Below are 13,475 nucleotides of genomic sequence, written 5' to 3'. Positions count from 1 at the left end.
CTGGTCAGGAGACACGATCATGGCCAGCCAAGTGGTGCAGTTCGCCGGTTTGTCCGACCGCGACCGCAAGACCGTGACGCCTCTGCCATCCTTGGCAGAGGGCGATCACGTGGAGGTGCATGTGCGGCGTCGCGATGGACGGGAGCAGACCCTGTCCCTTCCGCCGGCCGCCATCAGCGCCGTCGAGACGCTGCTGTCTCGCCTGCTGAACGGCGAGAGGGTCGCCGTGCTCACGGAAGATCAAGAGCTGAGCCCGACCGACGCATCGGTGATCCTAGGCATCTCGCGTCCGCTCGTCGTCCATCGGATGGACATCGGCGATCTGCCGTTCCGCTATGTCGGAAAGCACCGCCGGGCATCGCTGAAGGACGTGCTGGCCTTGAAGGAGATGCTGGACGCTCGCCGGAAGGCGATGGACGCCTTGGCCGAAGACACAGAGGATCTTGTCGTCAACCATGGCCTCTAGACCGCCCATCGCGGTCTACGACGCCTGCGTCCTTTATCCCTTCCATCTGCGCAATGTCCTGATCCAGTGCGCCTTCGATGGCTTAGTCGCCGCGCGCTGGACCGACGACATTCACGCGGAATGGATACGCAATCTGGCCGCCAATTCCCCCAGCACGCCGGTTACGCGCTTCGAGACCACCCGCGACATGATGAAAGCCGTCCTGCCTGACGCCAATGTCGCCAACCATCGGAGCCTGATTCCGAGCCTTTCCTTGCCCGATCCGGATGACCGGCATGTGCTTGCGGCCGCGATCGCTGGCGGTGCCGAGACGATCGTCACTTGGAACCTGAAGGATTTCCCCGCTTCGCAGATCGCCCCTCACGGAATCGCCGCTGTGTCGCCCGACGCCTTCCTTTCGGCCCTGCACCGAGCCTATCCGAAAGCCCTTCTCAGTAGTATCGCGAGAGCGCGCGAAAACCTCAGACGCACGACGCCATCCATTGCGGAATTCATAGACATTCTCGAACGGCAGGGGCTGGCCGAGTTCGCTCCCATCCTGCGGCGCCGCAAAGCGCACCTGGCCTGATCCCCCGCAGGGCTCGGAAGCTCCGCTTCAAGTTATCGCCGCGCTGGCAAGACCGCAGAATCATTCTTGACTCTACGACCCGAAAATCAGAACAAATAGCGAACATGACTACACCGCCTTCGGAGGTCAAGAACGCACTTGCGGCCCCAGCCCGCCATAGAGTCCCTGCGCGCGCAGATCGAGAAGATCGAAGGCCGGAGCCGGCGCGCCAAATCGGTCCTTCCTTTCGGGATCACCGAGGTGGATTCGCGACTCCCCGGCGGCGGCCTTGCCCTCGGCGCGCTGCATGAAATAGCCGGCGGCGGCAACGGAGCGGTCGACGGAGCCGCAGCGGCTTGCTTCAGCGCGGGCCTCGCGGCCCGCACCAAAGGCAAAATCCTCTGGTGTATCACGCGTGCCGACCTATTCGCGCCCGCCATTGCCCAGGCAGGGCTCGCGAGCGACCGCGTCATCTACCTCGAAGCTGGGGACGACAAGACCGTCCTCGCCTGCATGGAAGAAGGATTGCGCCACGGCGGCCTCGGGGCCGTCATCGGCGAGGTCGCCCGCCTTTCGATGACAGCATCAAGACGGCTGCAACTGGCGGCCGAAGGCGCCGGCTCGCTCGGGATCGCTTTGCGGCGCTGGCGGCGACAGACAGAGGCGACGGATTTCGGCCAACCGACCTCTGCGATGACGCGCTGGCGCGTCTCCGTAATGCCCTCAACGCCGCTACCCGTTCCCGGCGTGGGCCGCGCCCGCTGGCTGGTTGAACTCATCCGCGCGCGAGCGGGCGAAAGTGCAGATTTCGAGTTGGAGGCGTGCGATGACACGGGTCGTCTCGCTCTTCCTGCCGAGCTGGTCCACGGACAGGCTGCGGCGGAAGGCTGGCGACGCGGCGCCTCCGGCTGAGGCGCCGCTCGTCCTGATTGGCCGCGACGGGAACAGGCGGGTGGTGCTGGCGGCGGATGCAGCGGCCCAGGCCACCGGCCTGCGCGCCGGCATGCCCGTCACCAAGGCGCAAGTGCTGGTGCCTGGCCTCATCGTGCAGGATGCCGATCCCGCTGCCGACGCCGAGGCGCTTGAGCGTCTCGCGGTGTGGCTTCTCCGCTATGCACCGATCGTCGCCCCCGATCCGCCCGACGGCCTCATCATCGACTCGACCGGCGCTGATCATCTCCACGGGGGCGAGACTGTCATGCTGGACGGCTTGATCGGGCGCCTCGCCATGTCCGGGATCTTCGCGAGAGGCGCGATCGCCGACACCTGGGGAGCGGCCCATGCACTGGCCCGATTTTCAGCGCAGCCGGTTGTCATCGCGCCCAAGGGGCATGGCTCGTCCGTCTTGGAGCGGTTGCCGCTTGAGGCGTTACGCATTCCGGCCTCCACCGTCGCGGCGCTGCGCACGCTCGGCTTCCGAACGGTCGGCGATCTTCTGGCGCAGCCGCGCGCGCCGCTCACGCTTCGCTTCGGCCCGGAACTCGGCCGACGCTTGGACCAGGCCTTGGGCATTGCGGCCGAACTCATTGAGCCGGTTCGGCCTGCCGATCTCATCGAGGTGCGCCGCGCCTTCGCCGAGCCGATCGGCGCAGCCGAGACAATCGCCCGTTACATCGGCAAGCTTGTTGTGCAGCTCTGCGAACGCCTTGAGGAAAGCGGGCTTGGCGCACGCAGGCTCGATCTCATCTGCCACCGCGTCGATAGCCGGGCCCAGGCGGTGCGGGTCGGCATGGCCACGCCGGTGCGCGACGCGAAGCGGCTGACGCGCCTTCTGTGCGACAAGATCGAGACCATCTCGCCCGGCTTCGGCATCGAGGTGATGACGCTTGCCGCAAGCGTCGCCGAGCCGCTCGAACGCAAGCAGATCGTCAGTTCGCTGGTCGAGGAGAGCACCCCGGACGTCTCCGATCTCATCGACACCTTGATGAACCGCGTTGGCGAGCGCGCCCTCTATCGGCTTGCCCCCGTCGCCAGCGACGTTCCGGAACGGTCTGTCTGTCGTATCCCGGCGATGGCGGCCGACACGGGAGCGGGTTGGCCCGGTCATTGGCCGAGACCGTCGCGCCTCCTCCCGGCACCCGAGCCGGTCGAGACCGTGGCGCTGCTCCCCGACCATCCGCCGGTGTCGTTCACCTGGCGCGGAATCCGCCGCCGCCTTCGGCGCGGCGACGGACCTGAGCGTGTCTTCGGCGAATGGTGGAAGCGTGATGCTGAGCTGGCCGCCGTCCGCGACTATTTCCGGGTCGAGGACGACGCCGGCGAACGCTACTGGCTGTTTCGCGCCGGCGACGGCGAGGACACCGCCACAGGCTCGCACCGCTGGTTCATTCACGGGGTCTTCGGATGAGCCAGCCCGGCTACGTTGAACTTCAGGTCACCTCGCATTTCAGCTTTCTGCGGGGGGCCTCGTCTTGCGAGGAGCTGTTCGCCCAGGCCGCGCTTGCCGGGATCGAAGCCCTGGCCGTGGTGGACCGGAATTCGCTCGCCGGCATCGTCCGGGCTCATGAAGCGGCGAAGACAACCGGGGTTCGCTTGATTGTCGGCTGCCGTCTCGACCTCAGCGACGGCATGTCGGTGCTGGTCTATCCAACCGACCGATCAGCTTATTCCCGACTCTGCCGACTGCTGTCGCTCGGCAAGCGGCGCGGCGGAAAGGCGAAGTGCGTGCTCGAATGGCAGGACCTCGTCGCCTACGGCGAAGGCTTGATCGCCGTGGTCGTGCCGGATCTCGCCGACGAGGAATGCGGCCTTAGGCTGCGCCGCCTGCGCGATGCGTTTGGCGATCGGGCCTACCTAGCTCTAACATTGCGCCGTCGGCCCAACGACCAGCTCCGCCTTCACGAGCTGTCGAACCTGGCCGCCCAGATGCGGGTTGCGACCGTGGTGACGAACGACGTCCTCTTCCACGAGCCCGCCCGCCGCATCCTTCAGGACGTCGTCTCCTGCATCCGGCACAACGTCACGATCGACACGATCGGCGACCGCCGGGAGCGTCACGCCGATCGCTACATCAAGCCGCCCGAGGAGATGCACCGTCTCTTCAGCCGTTATCCCGAGGCGCTTGCCAGAACCCTGCAGATCGCCGACCGATGCCGTTTCAATCTCGACGAGCTGGCCTATCAATATCCCGAGGAGCGTGACGATCCGGCACTCACGCCGCAGGAGACGCTGGCAAAGCTCACTTGGGAAGGCGCCGCCGAGCGTTATCCGGAGGGCGTGCCTGACAGCGTGGCTGCCGCGCTTCAGCATGAGCTGCGGCTGATCGAGAAGCTCGACTACGCGCCGTATTTCCTGACCGTGAATTCGATCGTCCGCTTCGCCCGCTCAAAGGACATCCTTTGCCAAGGCCGCGGATCAGCCGCCAACTCCGCAGTCTGCTACGTCCTCGGCATCACGTCGATCGATCCCGGCCGCAACGACCTTCTCTTCGAACGCTTCGTCAGCGAGGAACGGCGCGAGCCGCCCGACATCGACGTCGATTTCGAGCATGAGCGGCGTGAGATCGTCATGCAATGGGTGTTCGACACCTACGGCCGCGACCACGCCGCGCTCTGTTCGACTGTCATCCGCTATCGCACCAAGGGCGCGCTGCGGGATGTCGGCAAGGCGCTAGGCCTGCCCGAGGATCTGATCGGCACCCTGTCGTCTCAGGTCTGGGCCTGGTCGGAGGAAGGCGTCGAACAGAAGCACGTCGAAAAGCTGAACCTCAATCTTGCCGATCGCCGCCTTCGCCTGACGCTCGATCTCGCGCGCCAACTCATGGGCGCGCCGCGCCATCTCAGCCAGCATCCTGGCGGTTTCGTGCTGACCCATGACAGGCTCGACGACCTCGTGCCGATCGAGCCGGCCGCGATGAAGGACCGGCAGGTCATCGAATGGGATAAGGATGACATCGACGCCCTGAAGTTCATGAAGGTCGACGTCCTGGCGCTTGGGATGCTGACCTGCATGAAGAAGGGGCTGGACCTTCTGGCTGAGCACAAGGGCGTCAATCTCGATCTCGCCTCCATTCCGGCCGAGGACCCGCGCACCTACGCGATGATCCGCAAGGCCGACACGCTCGGCACCTTCCAGATCGAGAGCCGGGCGCAGATGTCGATGCTGCCGCGCCTGAAGCCGCGCACCTATTACGATCTCGTCGTGCAGGTCGCGATCGTCAGGCCCGGCCCGATTCAAGGCGATATGGTGCATCCCTATCTTCGTCGCCGGGAGGGCCTTGAGCCCGTCCACTATCCGAAGCCCGAACTGGAGAAGGTGCTCGGCAAGACGCTCGGCGTGCCGCTCTTTCAGGAGCAGGCGATGCGGGTCGCCATCGAATGCGCCGGCTTCACGCCCGGCGAGGCCGATATGCTTCGCAAGTCGATGGCCACCTTCAAATTCACCGGCGGCGTCTCGCATTTCCGCGACAAACTCATCGCCGGCATGGTCACCAAAGGCTACGAGGCCGAGTTCGCCGAGCAGACCTTCAAGCAGCTTGAGGGCTTCGGCAGTTACGGATTTCCGGAAAGCCACGCAGCCTCTTTTGCGCTGATCGCTTACGCCTCGGCCTGGCTGAAATGCTGGCACCCGGAAATCTTCTGCGCCGCGCTGCTGAACAGCCAGCCCATGGGCTTCTATGCACCGGCTCAGATCGTCCGCGACGCGCGCGATCACGGCGTCGAGATCCGTCCGGTCTGCGCCAACGCCTCCCGATGGGACTGCACACTCGAGCCCACCGGCAGCGAGGAGCGGTTCGCCGTTCGCCTTGGTCTGCGCATGGTCAAAGGCCTCGCCAACGCCCACGGCGCGGCGATCGTCACGGCTAGGGCGGACCAGCCCTTCGGCACAGTGGACGATCTCTGGCGCCGTGCCGGCGTACCCGTCGCTGCGCTCACGCAGATCGCCGAAGCGGACGGGTTTCGTCCGCCCTTCGGTCTCGGCCGTCGTGAGGCCCTGTGGGCGATCAAGGCGCTGCGCGACGAGCCGCTTCCACTGTTCGCCGCCGCATCGGCCCGCGAGGAAGAGATCGTGCCCGAGGTCGCCGAGCCGGCCGTCATGTTGCGCCCTATGACGGCGGGCGGTGAAGTCGTCGAGGATTACCGACATGTCAGCCTGTCGCTACGCGACCATCCAGTCTCGTTCCTGCGCCGGGAGTTGCGCCGCCGCCGCATGATCTCCTGCCAGGAGGCTATGGACGCAAAGGACGGCCGCTGGCTGGAGGCGGCTGGCATCGTACTGGTGCGGCAGCGGCCCGGAAGCGCCAAGGGCGTGATGTTCATTACCCTCGAAGACGAGAGCGGGATCGCCAATCTCGTAGTCTGGCCCAAGGTCTTCGAGCAGAACCGCCGCACCATCCTGTCGGCCGGCATGATCGCGGCGCGCGGGCGCGTTCAACGCGAAGGCGAAGTCGTTCACCTCGTTGCCCAGCGGCTGACCGATCTCTCCGCCGAGCTGGCCAGCGTGGGCGAGCGCGACACGGCCTTTCCGCTGCCACATGGTCGCGGGGACGAGTTTCACCACGGCTCACCGACGCCTGACCCGCGCGGCCTACCGCCAAAGGGGCTTCGGACCCGAGATATCTACATCCCCGACCTTCACATCGACACGATCAAAGTCAAAACGCGCGATTTCCGCTAGGCTGCGCCGAGCCTCCCGCGCTCAAGCGCTGCGCACTGTTCGTAAACGACTGGTCGAAGCCTCCATCGGACTTCGGGCGAAGATCGGCGTCGCACCTTCACAGCCGCTCGCATGGCGGCGTAGCAACGCCGACGTCGCGTCGCGGTCTGCCGCACGGGCAAACGCAAAGCCTTGCCCGACCTTGCAGCCCATCGACCAAAGCTGGCTCGCCTGAACTTCTGTTTCGATCCCCTCGGCCACGATCTCAATGCCGAGCTGCCGCGCGATATCGATTAACCCCTCGACGATCACCATGCTTGGATCGTCCGGCCATAGTCGGCCGATGAAGGCCTGATCGATCTTGATGATGTCGACCGGCACGTTCAGCAAATGCGTCAGCGACGCATGTCCCGTTCCAAAGTCATCAAGCGCGACGCGGACGCCGGCGGCGCGCAACGCCTCTATCTCTCGCGTTACGACGCGATCACTTCGCCCGATGCAAGCATCCTCACTCACTTCGACGACCAAGCCGCCGAGCGACACGCCAGCACGACCAAAGGCATCTTCGAGTTTCTGAGCCAGGCTGCCCGTGTAGAAATCGGCAGTCGAAACATTGAGTCCGACCTGCTGGACGAGCAGACCCTGATCCCGCCAGAATGCGATGTCCCGCGCAACTGTTACCGCAACACGTTGCGTAAGCTCCGCAGCGATATGGGCGTCGCTGGTCGCTTCCCGAAAAGCGAGGGCACTTACGAGTTCACCCGCCACGGTGCGCATGCGACAGAGCGCCTCGAGCCCGACGATCTCGCCCGTATCGAGAGCGACAATAGGCTGGTAGTGCGTTTCCATGCGCTCATCGGCGAGCGCATCGGCCACATCGCGTATCGCGTCACGACGCCGCGTGATCCGCGTACCGATCCCCGGCCAGTAGCGCACAAACCCGCCGCGACCGGTCTCCTTGGCGTGATAGAGCGCGAAATCCGCGGCCTCGTTGACCGCCACGGCAGTCCGTTCGGAGGCACCGAGGACGGCACCGCCGATCGTCGCGCGAGGCGCCACGGCATGCCCCTCGCAATCGGCGCTGCGCTCCAATTCTGTCAGCACGCGTTCCGCCGCCGCATTCAGATCGGCGAGCGAGCCGGGGTTCTGAATGATGACGGCGAATTCATCGCCGCCCAGCCGGAAGCTGACGTCGGGCGCCATCGCCCGCGCGATCCGGGTCCCCGCCGCCTTGATGAGCGCATCACCGGCCAGGTGGCCGAACGTATCGTTTACGATCTTCAGATTATCGAGGTCGATAATGAAGAGGGCCCAGGCCCCCGGGACGTCACACGGAATCTGCGCCATCGCGCCGTTGTAGGCCGAACGATTGGGCAGTCCGGTCAGCGCGTCTATGTTCGCGCGGCGCTCGCGGTCGACGGCTCGCTCATGCCGCTGAAGCGCAAGACCACAGAGATCGACGCAGGCTTCCGCCAGCGCGCGCTCAGAAGCGTTCGGCGAGCGCGCTTGCTCGCTGTAAAAGCCGATGACGGCAATGGCCTCGCCGCCCGCGTTCACGACAGGGAAGGACCAGCATCCGCTCACGCCAAGGCCTTCTATGAGCCCCATGGAGCGGGCGCAGCGCGGATCACGTCGGATATCCTCAATGATGACGGGTTCGCGCAGATAAGCAGCCGCGCCGCAGGACCCGACCTCCGGGCCGACCATCATCCCATCCAGCGCAGAAGAATAGTCCGCAGGCAAACTCGGTGCCGCGAGCGGATGCAAAAGTCCGGCTTGATCGACCGTCAGGATCGAGCAGATCACGCCAGACATCAGTGTCTCTATCTCGGCACAGAGTTCGCGCGCCGTGTCAGCCACAGGTTCGCTGTTGGCGATCATCCGCAATATCTTGTTCTGGATATGCAACAACACGGTCGTCGCCCAACTCAACTGACACTTAGGGATGCGACTATAATAGTCGCTAGATGTGAAGTTCGGCTTACCCAACAAGATAAACATGGAGGTAATCATCGCTGGAGGGGAAAGCCTTCCCCTGCGGCCGAGCCTTTGGTCTCGGCCGACCCCTTCTGCGGGGACACCCCGCAACACCCCCTATAGAGCGAGAGTGCGGACCGGCTTTGCCGTGACGGGTTGAGAGCTGGGAGAGAGCTTCCGGCGCCCGTCGCGGAGATCCGCGATGTCCAGAAAAACCGCACCCGCTCGCGCCGGCCAGGACCGGACGAGCCTTTACGACGAAATCACCGGTAAGATCATCGGCGAGCTGGAGGCCGGCCGCGTACCCTGGGTCCAGCCCTGGGGCACCGCGGCGGCGAAGGCGCCGCTCGCCATGCCGAGGAACGCCGCCACCGGCCGGCATTATTCGGGGATCAATGTGCTGATCCTCTGGGGCGCCGTCATCGAGCACGGCTTTGCCGGCCAGAGTTGGCTCACCTTCCGCCAGGCGCTGGCGCTCGGCGGCAATGTCCGCAAGGGCGAGCGCGGCACGACCGTCGTCTATGCCGACCGCTTCGTGCCCGACGACGAGAAGCGGCGCGCCCGCGAGACCGGCGACGAGGCCCAGGCGATCCCGTTCCTGAAGCGCTTCACGGTGTTCAACGCCGCACAGTGCGAGGGCCTGCCGGAGGATGTCGCGATTGTCGCGCCGCCACCGGCGCCAGGCCTGATCGAGCCGCAGGTCGAGGCGCTGATCCGCGCCACCGGCATCGATTTCCGCATCGGCGGCAATCGCGCCTTCTATGTGCCGGCGCTCGACTATGTGCAGGTCCCGCCGCCCCAGGCCTATTTTGAACCGATCAACTGGCACCGCACCGCGCTGCACGAGCTGGGTCACGCCACAGGCCATCCGTCCCGTCTCGGCCGCGACATGACCGGCGGCTTCGGCACCAAGAAATACGCGTTCGAGGAGCTGGTCGCCGAAATGAACGCCGCCTTCTGCTGCGCCTCGCTCGGCATCGTGCCGACAGTGCGGCACGCCGATTACATCGGCTCCTGGCTGGAGGTGCTGCGCGAGGACAATCGCGCCATCGTCCGCGCCGCCAGCCAGGCGAGCAAAGCCGCCGATTGGCTGCTCGGCTTCGTGCCGGCCGACGGGGCCGCGCTGTCGGCCGAACCCGCGATCGACAGGAGGGCCGCATGATCCTCATGACCGACGAACTGCGCGAGCAGCTCTTGGCCAACGGCCGGAAACGCGACGCCGATCACATCCCCGTGGTGAAGTTCTTCAACCCCCTCGGCGAAGGCGTCTGGCTCGCGACCGAACTCGACGAGGACGGCGACACCTTGTTCGGCCTGGCAGATCTCGGCGAACCCGAGCTCGGCTCATTCAGCCTCGCCGAAGTGACCGCGGTGCGTTTGCCGATGGGTCTCGGCATCGAACGCGACATCCTTTTCGAGGGGCTCTATCCGATCTCGGCCTGGGCCGAGGCAGCCAGTCGGACCGGCAGCATTCGTCAGGCCGAACGCGTGCTTCACGCCGCCCACCGAAGCGCGACGACCGCGCAGTCCGTAGATCCGTAAATTTGTGGCGACGGGTCTGCGCTGCTGCGTCTCCCGTCGCCGCGCCCTAGCCGCCGGCCAGGAGAGAGTGAGAGGGAGGACGGGATTTCGTGACGGGTTGGAGGTCGAGAGAGAGGCTCTCGGCCGCCCGTCGCGGAGTAATCCCGATGGCTACTGCAGTTCAGAAGATCGTCCTGTCGTCCTCGCGCGACATCCCCTTCAACAAGCTGGTGCTCAGCCAGTCCAACGTCCGGCGCGTGAAGGCCGGCGTCTCGATCGAGGACCTGGCGGCCTCGATCGCGCGTCGCGGCCTCATCCAGAGCCTCAGCGTCATCCCCGTGGTCGATGCCGAGGGCCAGGAGACCGGCATGTTCGAGGTGCCGGCCGGCGGCCGCCGCTTCCGCGCGCTGGAGCTGCTGGTCAAGCAGAAGCGCCTCGCCAAGATCGCGCCGGTGCCGTGCGTCGTGCGCAAGCGCGACGACGGGGTCCTGGCCGAGGAAGTCTCGCTGGTCGAGAACATCGACCGCGCGCCGCTCCACCCGCTGGACCAGTTCCGCGCCTTCCAGGACATGCGGGTGAAGGGCAAGACCGAGGAGGAGATCGCCGCAGCGCTCTTCGTGCCAGTGCAGGTGGTCAAGCAGCGCCTGCGCCTCGCGGCCGCATCGCCCACCTTGCATGAGGTCTATGCGGAGGACGGCATGACGCTCGACCAGCTCATGGCCTTCACCGTCACTGACGACCACGCCCGCCAGGAAAAGGTCTGGGACGCGATCAAGGACGCCTGGTCGAAGGAGCCGTATCAGATCCGCCGCATGCTGACCGAGACGACGGTGCGCGCCTCGGACAAGCGTGCCGTCTTCGTCGGCGTCGAGGCCTATGAGCTGGCAGGCGGCATCGTCATGCGCGATCTGTTCCAGTCCGACGATGGCGGCTGGCTGCAGGATGCGGCGTTGCTCGATCGGCTGGTCGGCGAGAAGCTGAAGGCGACGGCCGAGACGATCGCCGCCGAGGGCTGGAAGTGGATCGAGGTCGCGGTCGGCTTCCCCTATGACGCTACGCGCGGCCTGCGCGAGCTGCAGGGCGAACCGCTGGACCTGACTGCCGAGGAACAGGCCACGATCGAGGCGCTCAACGCCGAATACCAGAAGCTGGAGGCGGAATATGAAGGCGCCGACGAGCTGCCCGACGAGATCGACCAGCGGCTCGGCGAGATCGAGACGGCGCTGTCGGTCTTCGAAACCCGTCCCGTGCGATTCGAGGCCGACGACATCGCCCGCGCGGGCGTGTTCATCAGCATCGCCCACGATGGCAGCATCGCCATCGATCGCGGCTATGTCCGGGCCGAAGACGAGGTTCCCGAACCCGACATCGGGGCCGACGGGGGCGAGACCGAAGGCCGCGCGAGCGAGCCGGGTGCGCCGGCCGTGCAGCGCGCCGTCATCACGATCGGCGGCCAGCCCGTCGAGGCGGACGACGACGAGGACGACGCGATCAAGCCGCTCCCCGAGCGCCTGATCATCGAGCTGACGGCCTATCGCACGCTGGCGCTGCGCAACGCCGTCGCGGAGAACCCGCACGTCGCCATGACCGCGCTGCTCCACAAGCTGGTCTCCGACACCTTCATGACCCGCATGTACACGGGCGCCATGGAGGCCGGGGTGAAGCACGTCTTCTTCCCGGCGCAGGACGATGGGCTGAAGGACAGCCCGTCCGCCCGCGCGGTGCAGGACCGTCACGCCGCCTGGGCCGGCGACATCCCGAAGGACGACGATGCCCTGTGGGACTGGCTCGCGGGCCTGGACGACGCCAGCCGGATGGCGCTGCTGGCGCATTGCGTCAGCTACGGCGTCAACGCGCTCTATGAGCGGCCGAACCCGCACAGCGCCGGCGGCGTGTCGCAGCACACGCTCGACATGCGGCTCGCCCAGGCGGACCGCCTGACTAAGGCGACGGGGCTCGATCTGGTGGAGGCCGGCTGGCGCCCGACCTTCGGCAACTACCTCAACCGTGTCACCAAGCCCCGCATCCTGCAGGCGGTTCGCGAGGGCGTCGGCGAGCAGGCCGCGCAGCTCATCGACCACCTGAAGAAGGGCGACATGGCCAAGGAGGCGGAGCGGCTGCTCGCCGAGACCGGCTGGCTGCCCGAGCCGCTGCGCCCGATCGACGATGCCGAGGCGTCCACGCCGGAGGTCGAGGCTGGCGGCGAGGACGACGATGCGGCGCTGCCCGCATTCCTCGCCGGCGACGACGAGGAGGTCACGGCGGAGGCCAACGACGACGAACCGCACCTTGTCGCAGCCGAATGACGAGCACCCGGAGCGGCTTCGGCCGCTCCGGTCCTTTCTCAGATCGAAGGAGCATCGCCATGTCGCGATCCGACCCGTCGCCCCGCCGCGTCGTCTTCCAGTACCTCGTTCCCGTGCTTGTCGAGATCGAGGACGGGATCGTCGGCCGCGTGACGATCATCGACGAATCCCCGGTGCGCGACCCCGTCGTCGTCGAAGGCGATCCCGCTTATCTCGCCGACGCCATCCGCGCCGCCGACGACGGCCAAGCATGGCCATCCTGGCAGTTCGGCTACTAGCCGCACCACCCCGAACCCACTCCGAGCCCGGCCCGAGCGCCGGGCTCTTTTCGTTTCCGGAGCCCGCTATGACCGCTTTCTTCACCCGCTATTCCTGCCTGCTCGACGTCGGCACCTCCGCTAATGTCGCCCGGGCTTTCGACATCTACGCCGCCTTAATGGCCGAGAACGGCCGCGAGGACCCGCCGGCCGAGCCGTTTCATCTGTCGGTGACACCCGATCACGGTGCGTCGCAGCTCTGGCTGCGCGATCCCGGCACCGCAGATCAGCAGCTTGCGATCACCTTCGTGACGCGCTGCGCCGAGACCTTCGGATTGACCGGCCGCTGGGGGTTCCAATGGGCCGGCATCGCTTCCACTCCCGTAATCGACGGCTTCTCGGGCGGCGCCCATGTGCTCGATCTCGCCACCGGCGAGACGATCGCATGGACGAGCACCGGCCGCTGGCTCGCCGACCGGCTTTCCGAGGGAGGCGCGCGATGAGCATCCCCGCCTATGCCCGCGCAAACTTCCAGACGCTGCTGCGTGCCGCGAACAGCGGAGACCTGGCGCTGATGGAATGCACCGACTTAGCAACCGGCGAACCGCGCTACGTGATCTGCGCCGTCGGCCGCGATGACGACGAGTTCGTCTTCACACCGTTCGGCCATCTCGCCGATGGCAATCCTTTCGAAATCTACAGCCCGCCGGACGCGTCGACATAGGTGAGCGCGCTCAATGTCCTCGCACGCCGCTACCAGACCGCAACTTCCCACTGCCCGTTGACGCGGGCAATCCGATTGGCCG

12 protein-coding genes are annotated in these 13,475 nt (G+C 66.2%); 11 read left to right on the top strand and 1 reads right to left on the bottom strand.

The annotated features are described in order from the left end of the window. Positions 1-19: 19 nt before the first annotated feature. The 5 genes from KF910_RS12925 to KF910_RS12905 all read left to right on the top strand — a co-directional run bounded on the left by KF910_RS12925 (position 20) and on the right by KF910_RS12905 (position 6,629). Complete coding sequence (locus KF910_RS12925) at positions 20-466, top strand: excisionase (protein WP_099957466.1); 447 nt, start codon at positions 20-22, stop codon at positions 464-466. Then, the gene (locus KF910_RS12920) at positions 456-1,034 is read left to right on the top strand and encodes a PIN domain-containing protein (RefSeq protein ID WP_099957465.1); all 579 of its coding nucleotides are present in this window, start codon (positions 456-458) and stop codon (positions 1,032-1,034) included. The genes KF910_RS12925 and KF910_RS12920 overlap by 11 nt, the downstream gene beginning before the upstream one ends. 138 nt (positions 1,035-1,172) lie before the next feature. Beyond that, positions 1,173-1,925, top strand: coding sequence for an ImuA family protein (locus KF910_RS12915; protein WP_099957464.1), 753 nt, complete (start codon positions 1,173-1,175; stop codon positions 1,923-1,925). Next, positions 1,840-3,360 carry a Y-family DNA polymerase gene (locus KF910_RS12910; RefSeq protein ID WP_099957463.1) on the top strand — a complete coding sequence of 507 codons (1,521 nt, stop codon included), beginning with the start codon at positions 1,840-1,842 and terminating at the stop codon, positions 3,358-3,360. The genes KF910_RS12915 and KF910_RS12910 overlap by 86 nt, the downstream gene beginning before the upstream one ends. Then, on the top strand, positions 3,357-6,629 hold the full coding sequence (locus KF910_RS12905) for an error-prone DNA polymerase (protein WP_099957462.1): 3,273 nt from the start codon (positions 3,357-3,359) through the stop codon (positions 6,627-6,629). The genes KF910_RS12910 and KF910_RS12905 overlap by 4 nt, the downstream gene beginning before the upstream one ends. A 21-nt stretch (positions 6,630-6,650) precedes the next feature. On the opposite strand, the gene KF910_RS12900 is transcribed toward KF910_RS12905, so the two are convergent. Further along, entirely contained in the window at positions 6,651-8,489 is a 1,839-nt protein-coding gene (locus KF910_RS12900; protein WP_244936664.1) for an EAL domain-containing protein, read from the bottom strand. 298 nt (positions 8,490-8,787) lie between these two features. On the opposite strand from KF910_RS12900, the gene KF910_RS12895 reads away from it, so the two are divergent. From KF910_RS12895 to KF910_RS12870, 6 genes are all read left to right on the top strand, one after another. Next, positions 8,788-9,747: an ArdC family protein gene (locus KF910_RS12895; RefSeq protein ID WP_165080821.1), complete on the top strand. Its 960-nt coding sequence runs from the start codon at positions 8,788-8,790 to the stop codon at positions 9,745-9,747. Next, positions 9,744-10,127: a DUF2958 domain-containing protein gene (locus KF910_RS12890; RefSeq protein ID WP_088217376.1), complete on the top strand. Its 384-nt coding sequence runs from the start codon at positions 9,744-9,746 to the stop codon at positions 10,125-10,127. The genes KF910_RS12895 and KF910_RS12890 overlap by 4 nt, the downstream gene beginning before the upstream one ends. A 146-nt stretch (positions 10,128-10,273) precedes the next feature. Next, on the top strand, positions 10,274-12,412 hold the full coding sequence (locus tag KF910_RS12885) for a ParB/RepB/Spo0J family partition protein (protein ID WP_292263522.1): 2,139 nt from the start codon (positions 10,274-10,276) through the stop codon (positions 12,410-12,412). A 59-nt stretch (positions 12,413-12,471) separates the two neighbouring features. Then, complete coding sequence (locus KF910_RS12880; protein ID WP_099957456.1) at positions 12,472-12,690, top strand: hypothetical protein; 219 nt, start codon at positions 12,472-12,474, stop codon at positions 12,688-12,690. Between the two features lie 68 nt (positions 12,691-12,758). Then, a complete protein-coding gene (locus KF910_RS12875) occupies positions 12,759-13,172 on the top strand; it encodes a hypothetical protein (RefSeq protein ID WP_099957455.1) in 414 nt (137 codons plus the stop codon). Next, positions 13,169-13,393, top strand: coding sequence for a DUF6117 family protein (locus KF910_RS12870; protein ID WP_099957454.1), 225 nt, complete (start codon positions 13,169-13,171; stop codon positions 13,391-13,393). Before KF910_RS12875 ends, KF910_RS12870 begins: the two co-directional genes overlap by 4 nt. The last annotated feature ends 82 nt before the right edge of the window (positions 13,394-13,475 follow it).

The sequence above is a fragment of the Brevundimonas sp. genome, from assembly GCF_019636155.1.
GTDB lineage: Bacteria > Pseudomonadota > Alphaproteobacteria > Caulobacterales > Caulobacteraceae > Brevundimonas.
Note: the sequence above shows the minus strand (reverse complement) of the source record. Positions and strands in the feature narration are given on the sequence as shown.